Genomic DNA, 25,058 nt, shown 5'->3' on the forward strand with positions numbered 1-25,058 from the left:
GATTCCTTTTTTTGAATGTTCGGCTTACAGTCGGCTCCGATCATTCGCGTGCGGCGGCCGCATCGTCGCTGAACCAATGCTGGCGCGCTTTCATGATCAGTGCCGTCGCTTCGTCACGGCTTTGCCCGGTGATCTCCACCAACTCGTCCACCGACAGGTCGGCCAGGTCGTCCAACGTGTGCACGCCGGCTTCGGCCAGTTTGGCAATCAGATCGGTGGTCAAACCTTCGAGGTCACGCAAATCCTGCGACACCTCCTCGACGCTTTCTTCCTTGGCGATTTCCATCGTCAACAGCGCGTCCTTGGCGCGGGCGCGCAGCTCGTTGACGGTATCCTCGTCGAAGGCTTCGATGTCCAGCATTTCCTGCAGCGGCACATAAGCCACCTCCTCCAAGCTGGTGAAGCCCTCTTCGATAAGGATGTCAGCGATCTCCTCGTCTACGTCGAGCTTGCTCATGAACAGCTCGCGCAGCGCCTGGCGCTCCTGCGCCTGCTTGGCCGCCGATTCCTCGGCGGTCATGATGTTGATCTTCCAGCCCGTCAGCTCCGAAGCCAGGCGCACGTTCTGACCGCCGCGGCCAATGGCAATGGCCAGGTTTTCCTCGTCCACCACCACGTCCATCGCGTGGCGCTCCTCGTCCACGACGATCGACTGCACCGCCGCGGGCGCCAGCGCCGCGATGACGAACTGCGCCGGATCTTCACTCCACAGCACGATGTCGACGCGCTCGCCCGACAGCTCGTTGGTGACGGCGTTGACACGCGAGCCACGCACCCCGATGCAGGTGCCGATGGGGTCGATGCGGCGGTCGTGCGACAGCACGGCGATCTTGGCGCGGCTGCCCGGGTCGCGCGCGCAGGCCTTGATTTCCAGCAGCCCCTGCTCGATTTCGGGCACTTCCTGGCGGAACAGCTCGATCATGAAGTCGGGCGAGGCGCGCGACAGCAAAATCGGCGCACCGCGCAGCGTCGGATCCACCTCCACGATCAGCGCCTTGATGCGGTCGCCGGTGCGGAAGTTTTCTTTCGGAATCATCTCGCTGCGCTTGAGACGACCCTCCACACGGCCGCTTTCGGCGATGATGTCGCCTTTGTCCATGCGCTTGACCGTGCCGACAAAAATTTTGTCGCCACGCGACAAAAAGTCGTTGAGCAGCATTTCGCGCTCGGCGTCGCGGATTTTTTGCAGAATGACTTGCTTGGCCGCCTGCGCACCGATGCGCCCAATGGGTACGCTCTCGATGGGTTTTTCGATGTAGTCGCCCACCTGGATGCCGGGGTAGTCGTCTTTGACGTCCGAGTACAGCTCCTCGGCCTCGGGGTTTTGCAGGCCGGCCTCGTCGGGCACCACCTTCCAACGCCGAAACGTCTCGTAAGCGCCGGTGTCGGGATCGATACTGACGCGCACGTCGGCGTCACCGCCCAGCAGCTTTTTGGTGGCCGATGCCAGCGCCGCCTCTACGGCACCCAGCACCACGCGCGGCTCGACGTTCTTTTCGCGCGAGATGGCATCGATCAACATCAACATTTCACGGTTCATGACTGTAGGCCCTTCCAGTTGCCTGCTGGTACTCGTCGTTATTGCTGGGGTTGGGCGCTGCCACGGGTGCGCCGCCCGGAAAAATCCACCACCGGCGCCAGCCGCGCTTCGCGCACCTCGTCCAGCGTGAAGCCCAGCACCTGCACCGTCTCGGCCGCAGGCGGCGCCTTGCGCGCGCCGACCTTGCCGGGGCGCGGCGACTCGGGCGGCAGCAGCTCCAGCTGCCAGGCGCCCGGTGCCTGCCCACGCTGCAGCACGCCACGGAACTTGCGGCGCGCCGGCGCCGCCAGTCCGGCCCCAGCGGATCCAATCGGGGCACGCAGCGTCAGCTCGACCACCTCGCCCACGAAGCGCTCGTAATCCCGCGGCGTGCGCAACGGCCGGTCGATACCGGGCGAGCCCACCTCCAGCCGTCGGTAGTCCACACCTTCCACTTCCAACACGTACTGCAGCTGGCGCGTGACGCGCTCGCAGTCGTCCACGGTGATGAAGCGCGGCTGCGGCTGGTCCGGGTCCCACGGCCAGTCGATCGTCAGGCGCAGCATGCCGCCGGCGGAACGCTCTACGTCCACCAGCTCGTAGCCCATACCGGCCACGGTCTGTGCCACCGTTTGCTGCCATTGATTCGCCATGCGGCCGTCGCTCCTTGCCTGTCGCACATTGCCCATCGATGCGACCAAAAAAAATGGGCCGGTATGCACCCGCCCATTCGGTCGCGACCCTGCTATTCTACCACTGAAGGGCGCCGCGCTGTCCGGCGGCGTGCCCCGCCCACCGAAGGAGCGCAGCATGATCGAGATCTACTCCTGGCCCACCCCCAACGGCCACAAGGTTCACATCGCGCTCGAAGAGTGCGGCTTGCGCTTGGGGCGCGACTGGCGCGTGCACCCCATCGACATCGGCCGGGGAGACCAGTTCAACCCGGAATTCCTGCGCATCAGCCCCAACAACAAAATACCCGCCATCGTCGACCCCCATGGGCCCGACGGCAAACCGATCGCGCTGTTCGAGTCCGGCGCGATTTTGCTGTACCTGGCCAGCAAAACCGGCAAGCTGCTGCCGCGCGGCGAGCGCCAGCGCTGGGAGGTATTGCAGTGGCTGATGTTTCAGATGGGGGGTGTGGGGCCGATGTTGGGGCAGGCGCACCACTTCCGGCTGTACGCACCGCAGAAGATCGACTACGCCATCGAGCGCTACACCAACGAGGCGCGTCGCCTGTACGGCGTCATGGAACGCCGGCTGCAGCGCAGCCCCTGGCTGGGCGGGCGCAGCTACAGCGTGGCCGATGTCGCCACTTTCCCCTGGATACGCCCGTGGCAAAACCAGGGCGTCGAGCTGGACGACTACCCGGCCGTGCGCGCGTGGTTCGAGCGCATCGCCGCGCGCCCCGCCGTACAGCACGCACTGCAGGTGCTGGCCGACGCCCGCAAGCCCCTGGACGACAAGGCCCGGCAAATCCTGTTCGGCGCGCCGCCCAGGCCTTCGGCCTGAGCCGCGCCGCCATGCCACACCGCGGCACCGTTACAATGCAGGCTTGACGTCGGAGCGTAGCGCAGTCTGGTAGCGCATCTGCTTTGGGAGCAGAGGGTCGAAGGTTCGAATCCTTTCGCTCCGACCATCCCAACACCCCTGCCGTCCGTAGCTCAGCTGGATAGAGCAACGGCCTTCTAAGCCGTGGGTCGGGGGTTCGAGCCCCTCCGGACGGGCCAATCCCACCACGGCCGACATCGATGGCGCACGTTTGTTACCATCGCGCCCCATGACTGTGACCATCAAGGATTCCGCCGGCATCGAGGGCATGCGCGTGGCGGGCCGTCTGGCCGCCGAGGTGCTGGACTACCTGACGCCGTTCGTGCGCCCGGGCGTGACCACCAACGAACTCGACCGGCTGGCGCACGACTACATCGTCAACGTGCAGCAGGCCATTCCGGCGCCGCTGAACTACGCCCCCAACGGCTACAACCCCTACCCCAAGAGCATCTGCACGTCGGTCAACCACGTGGTGTGCCACGGCATCCCCAACGACAAACCGCTCAAAAAGGGCGACATCGTCAACATCGACGTCACCGTCATCAAAGACGGCTGGCACGGCGACACCAGCCGCATGTTCTACGTCGGCGAAGTCGCCCCGCATGCACGCCGGTTGTGCGAAATCACCTACCAGGCGATGTGGAAAGGCATCGTGATGGTGCGCCCGGGTGTGCGGCTGGGAGACATCGGCCACGCGATCCAGCGCTTTGCCGAAGCCGCAGGCTACAGCGTGGTGCGGGAGTTTTGCGGCCACGGCATCGGGCGCAAGTTCCACGAAGACCCGCAGGTGCTGCACTACGGCCAGCCGGGCACCGGCATGGAGCTGCGCGCCGGCATGACGTTCACCATCGAGCCGATGATCAACCAGGGGCGGCGCGACATCCGTGAGCTGGGCGACGGCTGGACCATCGTGACGCGTGACCGCATGCTGTCGGCCCAGTGGGAGCACACCGTGCTGTGCACCGACGACGGCTACGAGGTGCTGACGCTGTCAGCGGGCAGTCCGCCGCCGCCGGCGTTTGTGCAGGCCGCGGCCTCGACCGCGCCCTGAAGCCTGGCCGGCACGCCGTTTGCTTGCCGCCGTGGGTATGGCGAACCCACCACCATCCACCCCACAGGATCTGACCGCGCTGCGCGAGCAGCACCGCCAGGCCAAGACGGCGGTCTTGCGCGAGATCGAGGCGCTGGGCGGCCGCGCCTCGGGCATCCGGCCACGGCTGCGGCGTCTGGCCCGTGTCACCGACAGTACGCTGCGCGCGCTGTGGCAGCGGCTGGCGATGCCGCCAAGGCTGGCGTTGCTGGCGGTGGGTGGCTACGGCCGTGGCGAGCTGTTTCCACACTCCGACATCGACCTGCTGGTGTTGTTGCCGGACAACGCCAGCGCCGATGAGCACGCGGCGGTGGAGCGCTTGGTCGGCGCCTGCTGGGACATGGGGCTGGAAATCGGCTCCAGCGCGCGCGCGCAACGACAGTGCCTGGACGAAGCCGCGGCCGACATCACCGTACAGACCGCGCTGCTGGAGGGACGCTGGTTGGCCGGCGCACGCGCGCCGGCGCAAGCGCTGCTGCAAGCCGTGCGCGCCGCCATCGACCCGCTGGCGTTTTGCCGCGCCAAATACTTCGAGATGCAGCAGCGCCACCAGCGCTACGAAAACACCCCCTACGCGCTGGAGCCGAACTGCAAAGAATCGCCCGGCGGTCTGCGCGACCTGCAGGTGATTTTGTGGGTGGCACGGGCGGCGGGCCTGGGCCACACCTGGCAAGCGCTGGCGCGCAGCGGCATGGCCACCCCGCGCGAGGCACGGCAGCTGCGCGCCAACGAGGCGCTGCTGGCGCTGATCCGCGCCCGGCTGCACATCCTGGCCGGTCGGCGCGAGGACCGGCTGGTGTTCGACTTGCAGTCGGCGCTGGCCAGCGCCTTCGGCATCGAGCCCGACCTGCCCCCCGAGCCGGGCCGCGAACACCGTGCCCGGCGCGCGCGCCGCGCCAGCGAGCGCCTGATGCGCCGCTACTACTGGGCCGCCAAGGCGGTCACGCAGCTCAACCAGATTTTGCTGCTCAACATCCGCGAGCGGCTCGAACACAGCAACCGCCACCCCGCACAGTCGCGCCCCATCAACGCGCGCTTTGCCGAGCGCGACGGCATGCTGGACGTCGTGCACGATGACCTGTACTGGCGCGAGCCGCACGCCATTTTGGAAACGTTTTTGCTGTATCAGCAAACACCGGGCATCAAGGGGCTGTCGGCGCGCACGTTGCGCGCGCTGTACAACGCCCGGCCGGTGATGAACGCGGCCTTTCGGCGCGACCCCGTCAACCGGCGAACGTTCATGCAGATCCTGCAGCAGCCGCAGGGCATCACGCATGCGTTTCGGCTGATGAACCAGACCTCGGTGCTGGGGCGCTACCTGTGGCCGTTTCGCAACACGGTCGGCCAAATGCAGCACGACCTGTTCCACGTCTACACGGTGGACCAGCACATCCTGATGGTGCTGCGCAACATGCGGCGCTTTTTCATGCCGGAGCACGCGCACGAGTACCCGTTTTGCTCCCAACTGGCGGCCGGGTGGGACAAGCCTTGGCTGCTGTACCTGGCCGCGCTGTTTCACGACATCGGCAAGGGCCGTGGCGGCGACCACTCGGTGCTGGGCGCACGCGACGTCATGACCTTTGCCCGCCAGCACGGCATGGCGCGCGACGACGCCGAGTTGGTGCGTTTTTTGGTGGCCGAGCACCTGACGATGAGCCACGTGGCGCAACGGCAAGACACCACCGACCCGGACGTCATCCGGGCGTTTGCCGAGCGCGTCGGTGACGAGCGGCGCCTGACGGGGTTGTACCTGTTGACGGTGGCCGACATCCGCGGCACCAGCCCCAAGGTGTGGAACGGTTGGAAAGCCAAGCTGTTGGAGGACCTGTACCGCGCCACGCTGCGCGTGCTGGGCGGCGGTGCGCCCGACCCCCATGCCGAAGTGCAAGCGCGCAAGCGCGACGCGCTGGCACAACTGGCGCTGCACGCCCTGCCCCACCAGGCGCACGCGGCGTTGTGGGCGCGGCTGGATGTGGGTTACTTCATGCGCCACAGCGCCGACGAAGTCGCCTGGCACACCCGCCACCTGTCGCGCGCGCTGGCCCAACACACCGATGCAGCAACCCACCCCACGGTGGTGCGTGCACGCCTGTCCAGTGCCGGCGAAGGGCTGCAGGTGATGGTCTACACCGCCGACCAGCCTGACCTGTTTGCCCGTATCTGCGGCTACTTCGACCGCACTGGGTTTTCGATTTTGGACGCCAAGGTCCACACCACCGCCGACGGCTGCGCGCTGGACACCTTCCAAGTCGCCACCGACACGATGCCACAGCACTACCGCGAGCTGGTCACCTTGGTAGAAAGCGGCTTGCCGCGGGCGCTGCAACCGGATGCGCCGCTGCCGGAGCCCACACGGGCGCGCGCCTCGCGGCGCATGCGCAGCTTTCCGGTGGTGCCACGGGTGACGCTGCAGCCCGACGAGCGCGGCCAGCGCTGGCTGCTGTCGGTGTCGGCGGGTGACCGCAAAGGGCTGCTGTACCGCATCGCGCGCGTGTTCGCGCAGCACCGCGTGCAGCTGCAACTGGCCAAAATCACCACGCTGGGCGAGCGGGTGGAAGACACCTTCGTCATCAGTGGGGTCGCTTTGCACATGGTACGGGAACAAGCCCAGCTCACGCACGATCTGATGCAAGTGCTGGACGACGAGTCGGCCAGCGCGGTAGCATGAAGTCCCGTGGCCGTGGGGCCACCCCAACCCGCGCAGGGGAGTCGACACGATGCACACCACGACCAGCCAACCCGCCCGCGCAGCGGCGGCGCGCACCGCGGTTCGTTGGCACCAACGCCTAGCGGCTTGGTGCGCCGGCGCCAGCGCGCTGCTGGCCGTGCCGTGGGCGAGCGCCGAGGTGCCCGCCATCTTCCGCGACGCCGACCTGGCGCTGGGCGAGCAGCTGATCCGGCAACACCGCTGCGCGCAGTGCCACGCCGACAAGGTGGGCGGCGACGGCAGCGCCATTTACCGCCCACAGGGGCGCATCAACACCGCGGGGCTGTTGCGCGGCATGGTCGAGCAATGCAACAGCGCGCTGAACCTGCAAATGTGGCCCGAGGAAGTGACGGCGGTGGCCGCGGTGCTGAACCGCGACCACTACCGCTTCAAGGACTGACGGCGCTGCCCGCCAGCAGCGCGCGCAGGCCGGCCTCGTCCAACACCGGCACGCCCAGCTCGCGGGCCTTGTCCAGCTTGCTGCCGGCGGCGTCGCCGGCCACCACGTAGTCGGTCTTGCGGCTGACCGAACCCGCCACCTTGCCGCCGGCAGCTTCGATCAGCGCCTTGGCCTCGTCGCGCGTCAGGGTCGGCAGCGTGCCGGTCAGCACCAGCGTCTTGCCTGCCAACGGCTGGGGCACGTCCGCGGCGGCTGCGCCCTGCCCTTCGGGCCAATGCACGCCGCAGGCGCGCAGTTGTTCCACCACCTCGCGGTTGTGCGGCTGGTCAAAAAAGGTACGGATGCTGGCCGCCACCACCGGCCCCACGTCGGGCACCTGCTGCAGTTGCTCGACGCTGGCGTCCATGATGGCATCGAGCCGCCCGAAGTGGCGCGCCAGGTCGCGCGCGGTGCTCTCGCCCACGTGGCGGATGCCCAGCGCAAACAAAAAGCGCGCCAGCGTCGTGGCCTTCGAGCGCTCGATGGCCGCCAGCAGGTTGTTCGCCGACTTGTCGGCCATGCGCGGCAGTTCGGCCAACTGGCGCAGGCCCAGCCGGTACAGGTCCGCCACGGTGCGCACCAGGCCGCCGTCGACCAGCTGGTCCACCAGCTTGTCGCCCAGCCCCTCGATGTCCATCGCGCGCCGTTGGGCAAAGTGCAGGATGGCCTGCTTGCGCTGCGCGGGGCAAAACAGCCCGCCGCTGCAGCGATGGTCGACTTCGCCGGGTTCGCGCACCACGGCGCTGCCGCACACCGGGCAGTGGCTGGGCATGCGAAACGGCTCGCCACGCGGCTCGGGCAGCGGCGGCGCCACCGCCACCACCTCGGGGATCACATCGCCGGCGCGGCGCACGATGACCGTGTCGCCCACACGCACGTCCTTGCGCAACACCTCGTCTTCGTTGTGTAGGGTGGCGTTGGTCACCGTCACGCCGCCCACGAACACGGGCTCCAGCTTGGCCACCGGCGTGAGTTTGCCGGTACGCCCCACCTGCACTTCGATGGCCAGCACACGGGTCAACTGCTCCTGCGCCGGGTACTTGTGCGCCAGCGCCCAGCGTGGTTCGCGCGTCACGAAGCCCAGCTGCTGTTGCCAATCGAGCCGGTCCACCTTGTAGACGACGCCATCGATGTCGAACGGCAGCGTGTCGCGCATCTGCCCGATGCGGCGGTGGTAGTCGGCCAACGCCTGACCTCCGACGCAGCGCTGCGCCAGCGCCGACACCGGAAAACCCCAGGCGCGCAGCGCCTGCAGCACGTGCCAGTGGCGCTCGAACGCCGGGCCTCCTTGCGGCGCGGGGGTGACATCGCCCAGCCCATAGGCAAAAAAACTCAGCGGCCGCGCCGCCGCCACCGCGGGGTCGAGCTGCCGCACCGCCCCCGCGGCCGCGTTGCGTGGGTTGACGAAGGTTTTTTCGCCCTTGTCCCCGGCGGCGATGCGCTGGCGCTGGCGCTCGTTGAGCGCCTCGAAGTCGTCGCGCCGCATGTACACCTCACCGCGCACCTCCAGCCACGGGATGGTGGCGCCGTCGCCCAGCAAGCGCAGCGGCACCTGCGCGATGGTGCGCACGGTGTGCGTGACGTCTTCGCCGGTCACGCCGTCGCCCCGGGTGGCAGCGCACACCAGCACCCCGTGGTCGTAGTGCAGCGCGATGGCCAGGCCGTCGAACTTGGGCTCGGCCACGTAGTCCACCGGCGGGTCGCTGGGCTGCAGCCCCAGCTCCTTGCGGATGCGGGCGTCGAAGGCCAGGGCCGCCTGCGGCGAGGTGTCGGTCTCGGTGCGGATCGACAGCATCGGCACCCGGTGTTCGACCGGCGCAAACGCGGCCGAGGGCTGCGCCCCGACGCGCTGCGTCGGCGAGTCCGGCGTGACCCACTGCGGGTGGCGGGCTTCCAGCGCCTGCAGCTCCTGCATCAGGCGGTCGTACTCGGCATCGGGGATTTCCGGGTTATCCAGCACGTAGTAGCGCCACGCATGGTGGCGCAGCAGTGCGCGCAGCTGCTCGATACGCTGGCGGTCGGCCTGTTCGGCCGTGGCCCAAAGGTCGGATGGCGGGTCGGAGGGGATGTGGCTCATCGGTGCGCGATTATCGCCGCCGGTGGGGATGCGCCGTCAGCCCGCCGCCCCAGGCACGCGCGCCACCAGCCGCGCCACGTCCAACCCTTGGTACCGCACCCCACCGGGCAGCGCCGCCAGCATCCGCAGCGACTGCTGCATCGTGGCCACGTCCAGCGCGCCATCCACGCTGTAGGTACCGCGCAGCCGCTCCATCATTTGCAAAAAGAGGGCGCGCTCGTGGGCCATGCCGGCCACGTCCGCATGGTCCGCCAGGTCGATGGCCGACGCCGTTGACAGCCAGCGCAGCGCGCGCTGCACCGCCCCGGCGACGCGCCCGACCGCGGGGTGTCCGATGTCTTCCATGCTGCAGCACAAGCAGGTGCACACCAGCGGGCCACCCAGCCAGCGCTGGCTTTGCTGCGGGTGGCGCAGGTCCACCTGGACATGCAGGGCGCCGGCCAGCTCGAGCTGGGTCAGCAGCGGCTCGCCCCAGCACAGCGCTTGCACCTGCCCCTCGAGCAACGCCACCTGGGCCTGCGCGGGGCCGCGCAGCACCACCCATTGGCGCGTGCTCGGCAGCACCCCCCAGCGTTGCGCCACCACCTGGGCCGCCAGCGGCGCCGCCAGCTCGGTGCCGGCGGGCACGCCGATGCGGGCGTTCCTCCAGTAGGAAGCATCCACCTGCGCCGACGGGGCCGCGGCGCCCAAGCCCAACTGGGGGGAACGCACCAGCGCCATCCAGGCGCGCAACGGCTGCCCTTGCAGCGCACGCTGGGCCAAGGTTTGCAGCGCCAACACCTGCACCGTCGCACCGGGCGGGTCGAGGTCGTCCAGCTCCACCCCCCAGCGCACGTGCACACCGTGCTGCGTCAGGTAGCCCAAGCGCTGCGCCAGCCACAATGGCAGCGCGCGCAAGCCCAAGCCAGCCTGCACACGCAGCAGCACGGTGTCCTGCGCCGCGTGGCCGTCGACCGCAACGCCCATCCACGCAGCCGCGGCAGCCCAGCGCATCCAGCGCCGTCTGTCCATGGCATCAACCTCCCGTCACCGCCCGCCCGGCGCACGCAAGGCCGTGGGCGATGGCATGCGGCACGGTACACCCACGGGGGAGCGCCGACCATCGGGATTTGTACGATGCGGGTCAACCCGGACGCCGGTCGGCCAGCGCGTGGGCGATGGTGCTGAGGTCGACGAACTCCAGCTCGCTGCCGACCGGCACGCCGCGGGCCAGCCGCGTCACCGTCACCCCCGCGGCGCGCGCCAGTTGGGTGATGACGTGCGCCGTGGCCTCCCCATCGGCGGTGAAGCTGGTGGCCACGATCAGCTCACGCACCGGCGGCTCGGCCTGCAAACGCTGCAGCAACGCCTGCAGGCCGATGGCCTCGGGGCCGATGCCATCCAGCGGGCGCAAGCGCCCCATCAGCACGAAATAACGCCCGCGGTAGGTACCGGTGCGCTCCAGCGCCGCTTGGTCGCCCGGGGTTTCGACGACGCACAGCAGCGCCGGGTCGCGCGTGGGGTCGGCGCAGGTGGCACAGACCTCGTCCTCGCACAGGGTGTGGCACAGCGTGCAATGACGCACGTGGTCGGCCGCCGCCAGCAGGGCCTGGGCCAGCTCTACGGCACCGGCGCGGTCGTGCTGCAGCAGGTGGTAGGCCATGCGCGCCGCCGAACGCGCCCCGACCCCAGGCAGCCGCTGCAGCGCGGCCGTCAGGCGCTCCAGGTGCGGCATCGCGGCCATGGCCGGGGCCGGTCAGAACGGCAGCTTGAGCCCGCCCGGCAAGCCCGGCATGCCCGCCGTGACCTTGGCCATGCGCTCCTGCGTGGCCTCCTCGACCTTGCGCACCGCGGCGTTGAACGCCGCCGCCACCAGGTCTTCCAGCATGTCCTTGTCGTCGGCCAGCAAGCTGGCGTCGATGCTGACACGTTTGACGTCGTGCTTGCCAGTCATCGTCACCTTGACCAGGCCCGCGCCGGCTTCGCCGGTCACCTCCAGCTGGGCGATCTCCTCCTGCGCGCGCTTGAGGTTGTCTTGCATGGCCTGGGCTTGCTTCATCAGCCCTGCGAGTTGTCCTTTGTTGAACATGGTGCCTTCCGTTGGTCAAACCGTCATCGGGGCCCTGCGGGGCCAGCGCCGGCAGGCTCATGCGGCCGCCGCGTCGTCGAGGGGCTCGATGCTACCAGCAACGACAACCGCCCCCCAGTCCCGCTGCAGCGCCTGCACCACGGGGTCGGACTCGATGGCCTGCTGCGCCGCACGCTGCCGAGCCGCCCGCGCGGCCGCGTGGCGCTGCGCCGGGGTGTCGGTGGCCGGCCCCACCTCGACCGTCAACGTCCAGCCCTCGCCCAGCCCCAGCTGCTCGGCCAGCACGCTTTGCAGGCGCTGGCGCGCTCCGTCCTGCGCCAGCGTCGCGCTGGCACAGCGCAGGCGCCAGCCGTGCGCGTCGCGCGCCACCAGGGTGGACTGCAACGCCAGCTCGCGCACCAACGCCTGCAGTCGTCCGGCAGCATCCAGGCGGTCGACCAGTGCAGCCCATTCGTCGGCCAACGCGCCCCCATCGAAGGCTGGCGCCACGCCGGAGTCCGTGGGCGCGGGCTGGGCCGGGGCAGTTGCCGGCACGGGCACGGCCGCCAGCGGCACGTCCGGTACCGCATCCGGCTGTGCCCTCGGCGTCGGCGAGGAGGGGGCGTCGCTGGCCGCGCCGTGCGGTGCCACAGGGGCGGTGTCGCTCGAACCCGCCACGGGCGGCGTGGGGGCAAAGCTCAACGCGCGCAGCAACACCATCGTCAGCGCGGCGTATTCGTCCGGCGCCAACCCCAATTCGGCCCGCCCGTGCAGCGCCAGGCTGTACAACAGCTGCACCTGATCGGGCGCGAGCTGAGCGGCCAAGGCCCGCACGGCGGCGGGCGCTTCGTCGCCGGCCGGGGCTTGGCCGGTCCACTGCAGCACGGCCAGCTGGTGCAACACCGCGGCCATTTCTTCCAGCGTGGCGGCTGCCCCCACGCCCTCGGCCCGCATGGCGTCAACCAACCGCACCACGTCGGCGGCCTGCCCGTCGGCCACCGCCTGCAGCAACGCGGTCACGTGCTCGCGCTGCACCGCACCGAGCATGGCGCGAACCTGTGCCTCGCGTACGGCGCCGCCCCCGTAGGCGATGGCCTGGTCGGCCAGGCTCAGCGCGTCGCGCATCGAGCCGCGCGCGGCCCGCCCCAGCAGCTTCAGCGCCCCCGGCTCCGCCTCGATGCCTTCGGCCGCCAGCACGCGCGCCAGATGGTCGGCCACGGTGTCCGGCGCCATCGGCCGCAGGTTGAACTGCAGGCAGCGGCTCAACACCGTCACCGGCACTTTTTGCGGGTCGGTGGTGGCCAACACGAACTTCAGGTACTCGGGCGGTTCCTCCAGGGTCTTCAACATCGCGTTGAACGCGGTGTTGGTCAGCATGTGCACTTCGTCGATCATGAAGACCTTGAAGCGCCCCTGCACCGGCTTGTACACCGCCTGTTCCAGCAGCGTTTGCACCTCGTCCACGCCACGGTTGGAGGCGGCGTCGAGCTCGGTGTAGTCGACAAAGCGCCCGGCGTCGATGGCGCGGCACGCCTCGCACACGCCGCAGGGCGTGTCGGTGATGCCGCCCTGCCCGTCAGGCCCCGTGCAGTTGAGCGATTTGGCCAGGATGCGCGACACGGTCGTCTTGCCAATGCCGCGCGTGCCGGTGAACAGGTACGCGTGGTGCAGCCGCGCACTGCGCAGCGCGTTGCCCAGCGCCTGCACAACGTGCTCCTGCCCCACCATCTCGGCAAAGGTCTTGGGGCGGTATTTGCGGGCCAGGACGACGTAGGTCATGGCCGCATTGTAGGGGTCACATGCCAACCGCCGTGCTGCAAGGAGCAACGCCGTGACATACAATGCGCCCTGACGGGCCTTCCCGCATGGTGAAGCGGCCAACCGGGTCAGGTGGGGAACCAAGCAGCCCTAACCGTGTAGCCAGTGCCGGGGTCAAGGCTCGTCACCCTCAACGTTCCTACCCCTCTCGTTCAACGTCGAACCTCACCACCATGGCCAGTGACCTCATCCAACACGTGACCGACGCCACCTTCGACCGCGATGTGCTGGGCAGCAGCACGCCGGTGTTGGTGGACTTCTGGGCCGAATGGTGCGGGCCGTGCCGCATGATCGCCCCCATCCTGGACGAGGTCGCGCAGACCTACCAGGGCAAGCTGGTCGTGGCCAAGGTCAACGTGGACGAGAACCGCGAGGTGCCGGCCAAGTTTGGTATTCGCGGCATCCCGACATTGATGCTGTTCAAGGACGGCAAGCTCGCCGCCACCAAAGTGGGCGCGCTGTCCAAGGCGCAGTTGGTCAGCTTCCTCGAACCGTTTGTGGCCTGATGGCCGCGTGGCATGGCGTGTGCCACGCGCGCCGTGCCATAATAGTGCATTGGGACGATGCCACCCGCGCGGGTGAGCATCGGTGACGCGGCCCGGTGCTGAATGGGCCGCCTACGTTGATGAGCCTCCAACGCCGGCCACAACGACCTTCCCCACGCCCCTAGACTACACGGCACAACGCCGGGCACCGCCCGAGCGTGCAACGTCCTTGCACTCCCTTTGCACGGAGTCCCTCATGCACCTCAACGAACTCAAAGCCCTGCACGTTTCCGAACTGCTCAAGATGGCCGAGTCGCTCGAAATCGACAACACCGGCCGCATGCGCAAGCAGGAGCTGATGTTCGCCATCATCAAAAAACGCGCCAAAGCGGGCGAGCAGGTGTTTGCCGATGGGGTGCTGGAAGTGCTGCCCGATGGCTTTGGCTTCCTGCGTGATCCGAGCGCCAGCTACACCGCCAGCACCGACGACATCTACATCTCGCCGAGCCAAATCCGCCGCTTCAACCTGCACACCGGCGACATGGTCGAGGGCGACGTGCGTATCCCCAAGGACGGCGAACGCTACTTCGCGCTGAACAAACTCGACAAGGTCAACGGCCTGCCGCCGGAGCAGAACAAGCACAAGATCATGTTCGAAAACCTCACGCCGCTGTTCCCCAAGGAACAGATGAAGCTGGAGCGTGAGGGCCTCAAGAGCGAGGAAAACATCACCGGCCGCATCATCGACATCATCGCCCCGATCGGCAAGGGACAGCGCGCCCTGATCGTGGCGCCGCCCAAGAGCGGCAAGACGGTCATGATGCAGCACATCGCGCACGCCATCACCACCAACTACCCCGAGGTGACGCTGATGGTGCTGCTGGTGGACGAGCGCCCTGAGGAAGTAACCGAAATGCAGCGCACCGTGCGCGGCGAGGTCATCGCCTCCACCTTCGACGAGCCGGCGGCACGCCACGTGCACGTGGCCGAAATGGTCATCGAGCGCGCCAAGCGGCTGGTCGAACTGAAAAAAGACGTGGTGATCCTGCTTGACTCGATCACCCGGCTGGCGCGGGCCTACAACAACGTGCTGCCCTCCAGCGGCAAGGTGCTCACGGGTGGCGTGGACGCCAACGCGCTGCAGCGACCCAAGCGCTTCTTCGGGGCGGCGCGCAACGTCGAAGAAGGCGGCAGCCTGACCATCATCGCCACCGCGCTGGTGGACACCGGCAGCCGCATGGACGAGGTGATCTTTGAGGAGTTCAAGGGCACCGGCAACTGCGAAATCCACCTCGACCGCCGCCTCTATGAAAAGCGCGTCTTCCCCTCGATCCAGCTCAGCCGCTCCGGCACCCGGCGCGAGGAGCTGCTGCTGCCGCCGGAAGTGCTGCAAAAGACGCGCATCCTGCGCCAGTTCTTCTACAACATGGACGAGATCGAGGCCATGGAAATGGTGCTCAAGAGCATGAAGCAAACCAAGAACAACCAGGAGTTCTTCGAGCTGATGCGCCGGGGTGGCTGAGTCCGTACCGTTTGGCTTATAATGCGAAGCTTTGCAGCAAGTGCGCCGGATGGGCCGGCCGTGGCTGCTGCCAGCAGGAAAGCGATCATGAAAGAAGGCATCCACCCGAACTACCGCGAAGTCTGCTTCGTCGACCTGTCCAACGGTGCGCAGTTCATCATCCGCTCGTGCGCGCCGACCAAGGAAACGATCAAGCTCGACGACGGCCGCGAACTGCCGCTGTTCAAGCTGGAAACCTCCAGCGAATCGCACCCGTTTTACACCGGCACCCAGAAGACGGTGGATACCATGGGTGGCCGTGTGGAAAAATTCCGCAACCGCTACGCCCGCGCCGCAGCCAAATAAGGGGCGCGCCGTGCGGCGCTCGGCCCGCTTCGTGGACAACAGCCCGCTTGCGGGCTGTTTGTTTTTGGGCCGGCTGTGGCGCGCACCCACGCTTGCCCGATGCTGGGAGACACCCGCATGAACCGCCCCACCCCCGCCCTGGTCACGCCGCAAGCCGCGCGGCGCTTGCCGCGCTGGGTGCCGTGGCTGCTGGTGGCGGTGTACGTGTTGCCGGGCTTTTGGGGGCGCGACCCCTGGCGTGGCGCCGACCTGACGTCGCTGGCCGTGATGCTGGACATGCACGGCGGCGGTCCTTGGCTGCTGCCCCAGGTGCTGGGCGAGGCCGTGCTGCCGCTGGCCTGGCTGCCGTATTGGCTGGGCGCGACGGCCATCGAGTGTTTGCCGCTGCCGACGCTGGTGGCGGCGCGCCTGCCGTTCATGGTGGCGCTGGGGCTGACCCTGGCGTGCACCTGGTACGGCACCTACCGCCTGGCACGGCTGCCCACGGCGCAGCCCCTGGCACCCGCGTTGGGCGAAGCGGTGGCGCCAGTGGACTATGCCCGTGCGGTGGCCGATGGCGCGCTGCTGGCGCTGGTGGCCACACTGGGGCTGGCCATGTTGGCGCACGAGACCACGCCGACGGCGCTGCAACTGGCCGGCGTGACGCTGTGGGGGTGGGCCGGCACGCTTGGCTGGGCGCCTGCCGCCGCCCGCGGCGTGGCGTCTGCAAGCTTGCTTGCCATCGGCGCGACGTGGGCCGGCGCGGGCATCCTGTCGCTCAGCGGCGCGCCGTGGCTGGTGCTGCCGCTGGGCTTGGCGCACGCGGTGTGGTGGTGGCGCACCGGTGTGCGGCGCGCCCAGATTGTGCTGGCGCTGGCCGGGGCGGCGGCGGCACTGGCCGCGGCGTGGGCGCTGCTGCCGACGGGCTTGGGGTGGTCGGCGTTTGGTTGGCCAGATGGCTTTGACGTGCTCGATACAGCCGCATGGCGCAGCCTCGGGCGTTTGCTGGCATGGTTTGTCTGGCCCAGTGCGGCGCTGGCGTTGTGGGCGCTGTGGCGCTGGCGCGCGCACCTGCGCTCGCCCCATATCGGTTGGCCGCTGACGCAAACGCTCATCGTGTTGCTGGCCAGCGTGGCCGATGGCGCCAACGACCGCGTGCTGGTGCTGGCGCTGCCCAGCATCGCCACGCTGGCGGCGTGGGCGCTGCCGACCCTGCGCGGCAGCCTCAGCGCCGCGATCGACTGGTTCGCATTGTTGCTTTACAGCGGCGCTGCGGTCATCGTGTGGGTGATCTGGATCGCGATGATGACCGGTGTGCCAGCCAAGCCTGCCGCCAACGTGGCGAGGCTGGTGCCGGGCTTCGAGCCTGCCTTGAACCCACTGCCGCTGGGCGTGGCGCTGGCTGGCACGGCGGCGTGGTTGGCGTTGGTGGCGTGGCGCCTAGGACGGCATGCCCCCGCGCTGTGGAAAGGGCTGGTGCTGTCGGCGGCGGGCTTTACGCTGAACTGGCTGCTGCTGATGACGCTGTGGCTGCCCCTGTTGAACTGGGGTTTGGGCTTGCGCCCCATCAGCGAGCGCATCGCGCGCCTGGTGCCCACGCAGGCGTGCGTGGCCGTCACGGGGCTTAGCCACGGCGACATCGGTGCGCTGCGCTTGCACGGAGGCTTGCACCTGCAACGCCTGGGCAGCCACGAAGCACAGCGCTGCCCACTGCTGGTGGCGGGGCCGCGCACCCGTGGGCTGGATCCGAGCCAATGGAGGCTGCGCGCCGACTTGCCGCGCCTGCGCGAAAACCGCGAGCGTTGGCAAGTTTACGAGCGCGTCGCGCCCGCCGCCGACAGTGCCTCGTGAGGCTTGCCCGCAGGCGCTGAAGTGGACGGCGCCGGCACCAACACCCGCGCCGGCGGCAGCCGCAGCCGGAAGGTCGAACCCCGCCCGACGGTGCTGTCGATCAACAGTTCGCCACCATGGCGCTGCGCCACATGCTTGACGATGGCCAACCCCAAACCCGTGCCGCCGGTGTCGCGCGAACGGCTGCGGTCCACGCGGTAAAACCGCTCGGTCAGGCGTGGCAGGTGTTCCGGCGCGATACCGGGGCCATCGTCGCGCACCCAGATTTCCAAGGCTTCGTCGGGCAGCACCGTCCAGCCCAGTGTGATGTGGCCACCCGCCGGCGTGTACCGCACCGCGTTGCTGGCCAGGTTGCCCAACGCGCTGGCCAGCTCGCTGCCTTGCCCAGCCACCTCTGCGTGCGGGCCGCGCTGCACCTCGATGGTTTGGCGTCCACCGTGCAGCACATCGGCCAGCGCACGCGCATGGGCAGCTGCCTCCTCCACCAGCGCAGACACCTCCAACCATTGGCTGGCGTCCGGCGGGGGGCTACCTTCCAGGCGGGACAGGGTCAGCAAGTCCTCCACCAGCGCCTGCATGCGCTGGGCCTGCTGCGCCATCAGCCCAAGGTACTGCTGGCGCTGCGCGTCGTTCAACGGCAGCGTTTGCAGCGTTTCGATAAACCCTGTGATGACCGTCAGCGGGCTACGGATTTCATGCGAGACATTGGCCACGAAGTCGCGCCGCATGGCCTCGGCCAGCTGCAGCGCCGTGACGTCGCGGGTCAGCAACAGACGTCGGCCCTTGGCATAGGGGAAGATTTGCACGGCAATGCGCTGGGGGTGGCCGGGCCGCGCCTGGCGGCCGTCGATCTCGACCGCTTGCGTGAAGTCACGCTGATTCAGGTACTGAATGAACAGCGGGTCGCGCACCAGGTTGCGGATGCGCTGGCCCAAGTCGCGCTTGGCGTCAAAGCCCAGGTGCTCACCCGCCATCACATTGCACCACTCGATCGTGCCTTCTTTGCTGAGCAGCACGACCCCGTTGGGCGAGGCCTGGATGGCCGACAAAAACTCCTGCAAGCGCGCCTGGGCTTTGCGCGCCTTGCGGTTGGCACCTTTGAGGGCGCGGCGCACCCGCGCCACCAGCTCACCCCAGGCACCGTCCAGCTCGGGGGTGTCACCGGGCTTGGGCTCGCGCAACCATGCCAACACCGCGCGCCAATGGCGGTGGTCCCAGGCTTGCCACGCCACGGCCCCGGCCAGCGCCCCCAGCCACGCCATGCCATGCCCGGGCAGGAACAGCCACACCAGCGCGGCGCCGGCGCTGACGCATGCCACCAAAGCGGTTGTGCGCTGCCACATGCGTGTGGATGATAGCGGCGCCGCTTGAGCGCGGGCTGACTTGCGTCAACCGACCGTGGCGGCCGCCGCGCTGAGGCGGTAACCGGCGCCACGCACCGTCTCGATCATCACGGCCGCCCCGCCCAAACCCTCGCGCAGGCGCTTGATGTGCACATCCACCGTGCGCTCTTCGATGAAGACGTGGTCACCCCAGACGCGGTCCAACAGCGTGGCGCGGCTGTGCACGCGCTCCGGGTGCTTCATCAAGTAGTGCAGCAGCCGGAATTCGGTGGGGCCAAGCCTGAGCTCCTGCCCCTGCCACGTCACGCGGTGCGCGGCCGCATCCAGCACCAGCGCACCGATGTGCACCGTATCCGGCACGTTTTCGGGGGCGCGGCGGCGCAGCACCGCCCGGATGCGCGCGAGCAACTCCTGCGTCGAAAACGGTTTGGTCACGTAGTCATCAGCGCCAGCGTCAAGCCCTTGCACCTTGTCCGACTCTTCGCTGCGCGCGGTCAGCAGGATGATCGGCACCCCCCGCGTGCGCTCGTCAACACGCCACGCGCGCGCCAGCTGCACGCCGCTTTTGCCGGGCAGCATCCAGTCGAGCAGCACCACATCGGGCAACACCGCGTCCACCTCGCGCTGCGCCGCCTCGGCGTCGAACACCACCGTCGGCGCAAACCCGTTGTGGCGCAGGTTGACGGCGATCAACTCCGCGATCGCCGGTTCGTCTTCCACCACCAGCACGCGAGGCAGCTTTTTCATCGCACCACCGTTTCCACTTGCTCCAACGGGGCATGACGCACGTCCTGCCCTTTGACGATGTAGATGATCAACTCGCCGATATTTTTGGCGTGGTCACCGATGCGCTCGATGGCTTTGGCCACAAACAACAGATCCAGGCTCGGCGAAATCGTGCGCGCATCCTCCATCATGAACGTCACCAGCTTGCGCACGAAACCGTTGAACTCCACATCGATGCGGTCGTCGTCGCGCATGATGGCCAAGGCCTCGTCGACATCCAGCCTGGCCAGCGCGTCCAGCGCGCGCCGCAGCATGCCGGAGGCCAAATCCGCCGCCAAACGCAGCTCCGCCACTGGCAGACGGCGTGCGTGGCCGCTTTCCGTGATCGACGCTGCCATGCGCGCGATGCGGGCCGCCTCGTCGCCGGCGCGCTCCAGGTTGCCGACCGTTTTCGAAATACCAATCAAAAAGCGCAAATCCCGCGCGGTGGGCTGCCGCCGAGCGATGGTGGTCGATAGGTCGGCGTCGATGCCCAGCTCGAGTTCGTTGATTTCGCGCTCGACCTGCAGCACCTGCTGGGCGCGCTCGCTGTCCTCGTCGAGCAGCGCTTGCACGGCCCACTGGATCTGTCGCTCCACAAGTCCACCCATTTCCAGCACACGGGTGGAAATGGAATTCAGTTCGGCGTCAAATTGGCTGGAAATATGCTTTTCCATCGCTGGCTCCTGTTGTCCTGACCGCTGTTCAACCAAAGCGGCCGGTGATGTAGTCCTCGGTCTCCTGACGCTTGGGCCGGGTGAAGATATTGTCGGTGGCGTCGTATTCGATCAGGTCGCCCAGGTACATGTAAGCGGTGTAGTCCGACACCCGGGCCGCCTGCTGCATGTTGTGCGTGACGATGACGATGGTGTACTTCTCTTTGAGCTGAATCAGCAGCTCCTCGATCTTGGCCGTCGAAATCGGGTCCAGCGCCGAACACGGTTCGTCCAGCAGCAGCACATCCGGCTCCAGCGCGATGGCTCGCGCGATCACCAGACGCTGCTGCTGCCCACCCGACAGGCTCAGCCCGTTGGCGTCGAGCCGGTCCTTGACATCGTCCCACAGCGCCGCGCCGCGCAAGGATTTTTCCACCACCTCGTCGATATAGGCTTTGTTCTTGACGCCGAGCAGCCGCAAACCGTAGGCGACATTTTCGTAAATCGACTTCGGAAATGGATTGGGCTTTTGAAACACCATCCCGATGCGCCGGCGCAGCTGCGCGACATTCACACTGCGGTCGTAGATGTTGACGCCCTCGTGCATGATTTCGCCTTCGATGCGGCAGTTGTCGACCAGGTCGTTCATGCGGTTGAAGCAGCGCAGCAATGTCGATTTGCCGCAACCACTGGGACCGATGAAGGCCACCACGCGGCCTTTTGGAATGCCCATCGAGATGTTGTGCAGCGCGTGCTTGTCGCCATACCAGAGGTTGAGGTTGCGTACCTCGAGCGCTTTGGGCAGCGACTCCAGCGGCGGCGCCTGGTGAAACACCGCATGGGTGTGAACAAACGTGGTCTTTTCGGTGGTCGTATTCATCGTTCAAACGCCTTCCAATCCCCGGTATTTTTCACGCAAGTGGTTGCGCAGCTTGATCGCCGCCAGGTTCAGCACCATGATCAATATCACCAGCAGCAAGGCGGTGGCATAGACCAGCGGCCGCGCGGCCTCGACGTTGGGGCTTTGGAAGCCAACGTCGTAGATGTGAAAGCCCAGGTGCATGAACTTGCGCTCCAGGTGGACAAACGGTGCGTAGCCGTCGATCGGCAGCGAGGGGGCCAGCTTGACCACGCCGACCAGCATCAACGGGGCAACTTCGCCAGCCGCGCGCGCCACCGCCAGGATCAGGCCGGTCATCATCGCCGGGCTGGCCATCGGCAACACGGTGCGAATCAACGTCTCGGCTTTGGTCGCGCCCAGCGCCAGGCTGCCCTCACGTACCGAGCGCGGCACACGCGCCAACCCCTCTTCGGTAGCCACGATGACCACCGGCAGCGTCAAAATGGCCAGCGTCAACGACGCCCACAGCAGCCCCGGCGTGCCAAAGGTTGGGGCCGGCAACGCTTCGGGGTAAAACAGCCGGTCGATGTTGCCGCCCAGCACGTAAACAAAAAACCCCAGACCGAATACGCCGTAAACGATCGACGGCACGCCGGCCAGGTTGTTGACCGAGATGCGAATGATGCGAATCAACGGCCCTTGTTTGGCGTATTCGCGCATGTAGACGGCGGCCATGATGCCAAATGGCGTCACGATGACCGACATCACCAACACCATCGTCACCGTACCAAAGATGGCGGGGAAGATGCCTCCTTCGGTGTTGGCTTCGCGCGGGTCGTCGGTCAAAAACTCCCAGAATTTGCGCGCGTAGTGCAGCAGCTTGTCCAGCGTGCCCATGGCATTGGGCTGGTAGACATCGGCCACTTTGGCCAGCGATACCTCGACGAGGCTGCCGTCGGCCACTTCGGCCACCAGGGTGTCGCGTGCGATGTCCTGACGCAGCGTTTGCAGGCGCTGCTGCAGCTGGTCGAACTCGGCTTGCAGGGCTTCACGCTGGCGCTGCAACTCGGCGCGCAGCGCGTCGTCGAGTTTGCCTTGCAGCGTGGCCTTGCGCTCGCGCAACCGCAACTGCTCGAGCCGGTAGTTGACATCGCCGATATCGTCCTTTTCAAGGCGGTAAATCTCGCGGAACAGCCGTTGCGCACGCTGTACACGCGCCTGCAGCTCGGGCCATGCTTGTGGCCCTGCGGCCACCACCCGCTCCCCTTCTTTGACCGCCTTGAGGTGGCCGTAAAAATTGCCCCACTCGTGGCGCTCCACCGTCAGAATGTCCACAGGGTACTGCCACGTCCCCAGCAACGGCAGGGGAAACCAGCGGAAATCCTGTCCGGTCAGGTCGCGGTTGCCCAATTTGATCAGCACCCGCTCGACAAATGGGTCATTGGACTCGATGTTGAAACCGGCCTCTTGCAGGCGGCGCAGCGAAACCTCCTCGCGCTCGCGCAGCTCACCGATCACGCGCACGGTCTGCGCGCCGTCGCGAAACGTGGTCTCCAGCACCGCCTTGGGCCAGAAATGCGTCAGCCCCCGTGCCGCGGTCATCCACAGCACAAACACCACTGCCAGCACCGACAACGCCACCGCGCCGGCCGTCATCCAGATCCAGGGCACCCCAGATTTGATCCAGTCTTTCATCACTCAAACGCTCCGTGCACGCGGCGTCAAATGGTTTGGTAGCGCTGGCGCAGGCGCTGGCGCACCAGCTCGGCCAGGGTATTGACGACAAAGGTAAAGCCAAACAGCACCAGTGCCGACAGGAACAGCAGCCGGTAATGCGTTTCCCCCACGCCAGCTTCGGGCATTTCCACCCCGATGTTGGCCGACAGCGTGCGAAAACCGGTGAATATGCTCCAATCCATCACAGCCGTGTTGCCAGTGGCCATCAGCACGATCATCGTTTCGCCCACAGCGCGCCCAAGCCCGATCATGATGGCGGAAAAGATGCCGGGGCTGGCCGTCAGCAACACCACGCGCGTCAGCGTTTGCCACGGCGTCGCGCCCAGCGCCAGCGAGCCGGTGGTGAGGTGCTTCGGCACCGAAAAAATCGCATCTTCGGCAATCGAAAAAATCGTCGGCGTCACGGCAAAGCCCATGGCAATGCCCACCACCAGCGAGTTGCGCTGCTCGAACTTGATGCCCGCCACGTTGCTGAGCCAGTTGGGCATATCGCCGCCGAAGAGCGCTGCCTCGATGGGGTGGCCCAGCGTCAAGCACAGCCACACCTGCAACACGACCACAGGCACCAGCCAAGCCGCCTCCCACCCAGGCGGCACACGCAGGCGGACCGCCTCGGGCAGCAATGCAAACAGCCACGCCGCAGCAAAAAACGTCAGCGGAAAAGTGGCGATCGTCAGCAACACGCCGGCCAGGTTGTTTTCGACAAACGGCGCCAGCCACAAACCCGCCAAAAAGCCCAACACCACGGTGGGCAGCGCCTGCATCACCTCAATGGTGGGTTTGATCGCGCCGCGGATCTTGGGTGACATGAAGTACGCGGTGTAAATCGCCCCCAGCAGCGCCAGCGGCACCGCGACGATCATCGCGTAGAAGGCCGCCTTGAGCGTGCCATAGGTCAATGGCGTCAGGCTGAATTTGGGCTCGAAGTCGGCGTTGGCGGCGGATGACTGCCAGACGTACGCCGGCTCTTCGTAACTTTCGTACCAGACCTTTTGCCAGGTGGCGTAGAACGACACCTCGGGGTAGTCGTTTTCGACGTGGGCCACGTGCAGCCGGCCCACCGCATCCTCGGCCATGTAGGCGTTGCCACGCGGCGGGTAGCCGAGATGGGCGATCGGCTGGTCCGATACCTTGCGCTGAAACAGCAACCGCTTGGAGGTGGCAAAGTAGCTGCCGACGTGGCCTTGTGCATCACCAGCCATAAAACCCTTGCGGTGGTACTCGGGCTCCAGCACCGTCACCGCAGCCGGCATCGGCTTGAAATCGCGAATGTGGGTCAGCTTGAAGCGCGTACCTTCCTCGCGCACCGGGAACCACTGCGCCAGGTTGCCCCGGTCGGTGCCGACGATGATCGAAAAGCCGCCCGACAGCATCGTCAGCGCCGTGACGCGCTCGCCCGGCCCGACCAGCTGCACCTTTTCAAGCAGTTGGGGGGCTGACTTGTCGCTGATGTCGTAGCGCCACAGCTCGCGGTCGCCCGACAGCACAAACATTTCGCGCTGCTTGAACTCGATCAACACCTCCCGCACCGACGGTGGTGCGGGCTGGATTTCAGCGGCGCTGCCTTGAACCGTTTCCTCACCGGTGATGGGGTTGCGTTCCACCGCCAAGCCACTGACCCACAGGCGCGCGTCGTCCGTCAATGCGGCCAGCGTGGTGCCGTCGGGGCTGTGCTGCACCGCCAGCTTCACCAGCGGGCGCTGTTGGGGGTCAATGGCCACCGGCTGCGCACCGGCGGGGTATTCCACCTGCGGCTCGATGACGCGCCGGGCCTCGGCGTCGAAGCTGGTCTTGAACCCCACTTGAGCCACCAGCGCACGGCCGTCGTCGAGCCCCAGCGCCAGCACGCTGGCCGCGCGGTCGGCAGCCGCTGTCGAACGCACGGTGCGGCCCGCCGGCAGCGCCAGGGCCATCTCGGCCTGCGGCCGCCCGCTGGCGAAATCGGCAAACACCACGCGGCCGTCGGCTTGCGCGCGCACCAGGGTTTCGAGCCGCTCGTCCGCCTGCAACAGCACCGCCGGCTGCTGCGCGTTGCCCGGCGCCGGGTACGAGGTCTGCGCATCCACCTTGGGCGGCATGAACAGCGGCACCACCACGCTGGCCAAGTAAAAAAAGATGGCCGTGATGGCCACGATGACGCCCAGGCCACCGGCTGTCATCAGGCCCTTGAACCAGCGGTCTGTCCACAGGCGCCGCCCCATGGCGCGGTCCACGCTTTGGGCCGTCAGGCTGCGGGCCTCGGTGCCGTCGATCGACTGCGTTGAATCCATACGATGTCGGGTTGCG

21 protein-coding genes, 2 tRNA genes and 1 other RNA gene are annotated in these 25,058 nt (G+C 67.4%); 11 read left to right on the forward strand and 13 right to left on the reverse strand.

The features are described 5' to 3' along the window. Positions 1 to 40: 40 nt before the first annotated feature. Both nusA and rimP read right to left on the reverse strand, forming a co-directional pair. Entirely contained in the window at positions 41 to 1,540 is a 1,500-nt protein-coding gene (nusA, locus tag Taqua_RS07040; RefSeq protein WP_144325986.1) for a transcription termination factor NusA, read from the reverse strand. 38 nt (positions 1,541 to 1,578) lie between these two features. Then, on the reverse strand, positions 1,579 to 2,172 hold the full coding sequence (rimP, locus tag Taqua_RS07045; RefSeq protein WP_144325988.1) for a ribosome maturation factor RimP: 594 nt from the start codon (positions 2,170 to 2,172) through the stop codon (positions 1,579 to 1,581). 157 nt (positions 2,173 to 2,329) lie between these two features. Between rimP and Taqua_RS07050 the strand changes: the two genes are divergently transcribed. The 6 genes from Taqua_RS07050 (at position 2,330) to Taqua_RS07075 (ending at position 7,267) form a co-directional block, all read left to right on the forward strand. Then, the gene (locus tag Taqua_RS07050; protein ID WP_144325990.1) at positions 2,330 to 3,031 is read left to right on the forward strand and encodes a glutathione S-transferase C-terminal domain-containing protein; all 702 of its coding nucleotides are present in this window, start codon (positions 2,330 to 2,332) and stop codon (positions 3,029 to 3,031) included. A gap of 50 nt (positions 3,032 to 3,081) precedes the next feature. Further along, positions 3,082 to 3,158: transfer RNA gene (locus Taqua_RS07055), tRNA-Pro, on the forward strand. Between the two features lie 14 nt (positions 3,159 to 3,172). Then, a tRNA-Arg gene (locus Taqua_RS07060) sits at positions 3,173 to 3,249 on the forward strand. A 50-nt stretch (positions 3,250 to 3,299) separates the two neighbouring features. Continuing rightward, complete coding sequence (map, locus tag Taqua_RS07065) at positions 3,300 to 4,121, forward strand: type I methionyl aminopeptidase (RefSeq protein WP_144325992.1); 822 nt, start codon at positions 3,300 to 3,302, stop codon at positions 4,119 to 4,121. Between the two features lie 37 nt (positions 4,122 to 4,158). Further along, entirely contained in the window at positions 4,159 to 6,828 is a 2,670-nt protein-coding gene (locus Taqua_RS07070) for a [protein-PII] uridylyltransferase (RefSeq protein WP_144326076.1), read from the forward strand. Between the two features lie 49 nt (positions 6,829 to 6,877). Further along, entirely contained in the window at positions 6,878 to 7,267 is a 390-nt protein-coding gene (locus Taqua_RS07075; RefSeq protein WP_144325994.1) for a hypothetical protein, read from the forward strand. Here Taqua_RS07075 and ligA read toward each other — a convergent pair. The 5 genes from ligA to dnaX form a co-directional block, all read right to left on the reverse strand. Beyond that, positions 7,257 to 9,383 carry an NAD-dependent DNA ligase LigA gene (gene ligA / locus Taqua_RS07080; protein ID WP_144325996.1) on the reverse strand — a complete coding sequence of 709 codons (2,127 nt, stop codon included), beginning with the start codon at positions 9,381 to 9,383 and terminating at the stop codon, positions 7,257 to 7,259. The two genes, Taqua_RS07075 and ligA, sit on opposite strands and share 11 nt — an antisense overlap. A gap of 36 nt (positions 9,384 to 9,419) precedes the next feature. After that, complete coding sequence (locus Taqua_RS07085; RefSeq protein ID WP_144325998.1) at positions 9,420 to 10,394, reverse strand: substrate-binding domain-containing protein; 975 nt, start codon at positions 10,392 to 10,394, stop codon at positions 9,420 to 9,422. Between the two features lie 112 nt (positions 10,395 to 10,506). Next, positions 10,507 to 11,106 carry a recombination mediator RecR gene (recR, locus tag Taqua_RS07090; RefSeq protein WP_144326000.1) on the reverse strand — a complete coding sequence of 200 codons (600 nt, stop codon included), beginning with the start codon at positions 11,104 to 11,106 and terminating at the stop codon, positions 10,507 to 10,509. A 12-nt stretch (positions 11,107 to 11,118) separates the two neighbouring features. Next, positions 11,119 to 11,451: a YbaB/EbfC family nucleoid-associated protein gene (locus Taqua_RS07095; RefSeq protein ID WP_144326002.1), complete on the reverse strand. Its 333-nt coding sequence runs from the start codon at positions 11,449 to 11,451 to the stop codon at positions 11,119 to 11,121. A 57-nt stretch (positions 11,452 to 11,508) separates the two neighbouring features. Then, positions 11,509 to 13,209, reverse strand: coding sequence for a DNA polymerase III subunit gamma/tau (gene dnaX, locus Taqua_RS07100; protein WP_144326004.1), 1,701 nt, complete (start codon positions 13,207 to 13,209; stop codon positions 11,509 to 11,511). 71 nt (positions 13,210 to 13,280) lie between these two features. Here dnaX and ffs point away from each other — a divergent pair. The 5 genes from ffs to Taqua_RS07125 all read left to right on the forward strand — a co-directional run bounded on the left by ffs (position 13,281) and on the right by Taqua_RS07125 (position 17,430). Continuing rightward, positions 13,281 to 13,377: signal recognition particle sRNA small type (gene ffs / locus Taqua_RS07105), an RNA gene on the forward strand. Positions 13,378 to 13,421: 44 nt separating this feature from the next. Beyond that, positions 13,422 to 13,754, forward strand: a complete 333-nt coding sequence (gene trxA / locus Taqua_RS07110; RefSeq protein ID WP_144326006.1) for a thioredoxin TrxA — start codon at positions 13,422 to 13,424, stop codon at positions 13,752 to 13,754. Between the two features lie 235 nt (positions 13,755 to 13,989). Next, complete coding sequence (gene rho, locus Taqua_RS07115) at positions 13,990 to 15,255, forward strand: transcription termination factor Rho (protein WP_144326008.1); 1,266 nt, start codon at positions 13,990 to 13,992, stop codon at positions 15,253 to 15,255. 87 nt (positions 15,256 to 15,342) lie between these two features. Further along, positions 15,343 to 15,600 carry a type B 50S ribosomal protein L31 gene (locus tag Taqua_RS07120; protein WP_144326010.1) on the forward strand — a complete coding sequence of 86 codons (258 nt, stop codon included), beginning with the start codon at positions 15,343 to 15,345 and terminating at the stop codon, positions 15,598 to 15,600. Positions 15,601 to 15,717: 117 nt separating this feature from the next. Next, a complete protein-coding gene (locus Taqua_RS07125; RefSeq protein ID WP_144326012.1) occupies positions 15,718 to 17,430 on the forward strand; it encodes a hypothetical protein in 1,713 nt (570 codons plus the stop codon). Here Taqua_RS07125 and phoR read toward each other — a convergent pair. From phoR to Taqua_RS07155, 6 genes are read right to left on the reverse strand one after another with little or no spacing between them, the layout of a single operon-like run. Beyond that, positions 17,391 to 18,773 (reverse strand): phosphate regulon sensor histidine kinase PhoR, encoded by a 1,383-nt coding sequence (gene phoR, locus Taqua_RS07130; RefSeq protein ID WP_144326014.1) that lies wholly within the window; start codon positions 18,771 to 18,773, stop codon positions 17,391 to 17,393. The genes Taqua_RS07125 and phoR overlap by 40 nt on opposite strands. A gap of 45 nt (positions 18,774 to 18,818) precedes the next feature. Continuing rightward, a complete protein-coding gene (gene phoB, locus Taqua_RS07135) occupies positions 18,819 to 19,520 on the reverse strand; it encodes a phosphate regulon transcriptional regulator PhoB (RefSeq protein WP_144326016.1) in 702 nt (233 codons plus the stop codon). Next, positions 19,517 to 20,215 (reverse strand): phosphate signaling complex protein PhoU, encoded by a 699-nt coding sequence (gene phoU, locus Taqua_RS07140; RefSeq protein ID WP_144326018.1) that lies wholly within the window; start codon positions 20,213 to 20,215, stop codon positions 19,517 to 19,519. Before phoU ends, phoB begins: the two co-directional genes overlap by 4 nt. A 28-nt stretch (positions 20,216 to 20,243) precedes the next feature. Next, a complete protein-coding gene (pstB, locus tag Taqua_RS07145) occupies positions 20,244 to 21,074 on the reverse strand; it encodes a phosphate ABC transporter ATP-binding protein PstB (RefSeq protein WP_144326020.1) in 831 nt (276 codons plus the stop codon). A 3-nt stretch (positions 21,075 to 21,077) separates the two neighbouring features. Next, positions 21,078 to 22,730 carry a phosphate ABC transporter permease PstA gene (gene pstA / locus Taqua_RS07150; RefSeq protein ID WP_144326022.1) on the reverse strand — a complete coding sequence of 551 codons (1,653 nt, stop codon included), beginning with the start codon at positions 22,728 to 22,730 and terminating at the stop codon, positions 21,078 to 21,080. 26 nt (positions 22,731 to 22,756) lie between these two features. Further along, the gene (locus tag Taqua_RS07155; RefSeq protein ID WP_144326024.1) at positions 22,757 to 25,042 is read right to left on the reverse strand and encodes an ABC transporter permease subunit; all 2,286 of its coding nucleotides are present in this window, start codon (positions 25,040 to 25,042) and stop codon (positions 22,757 to 22,759) included. Positions 25,043 to 25,058: the final 16 nt, after the last annotated feature.

Source organism: Tepidimonas aquatica, from assembly GCF_007556585.1.
Lineage (GTDB): Bacteria > Pseudomonadota > Gammaproteobacteria > Burkholderiales > Burkholderiaceae_C > Tepidimonas > Tepidimonas aquatica.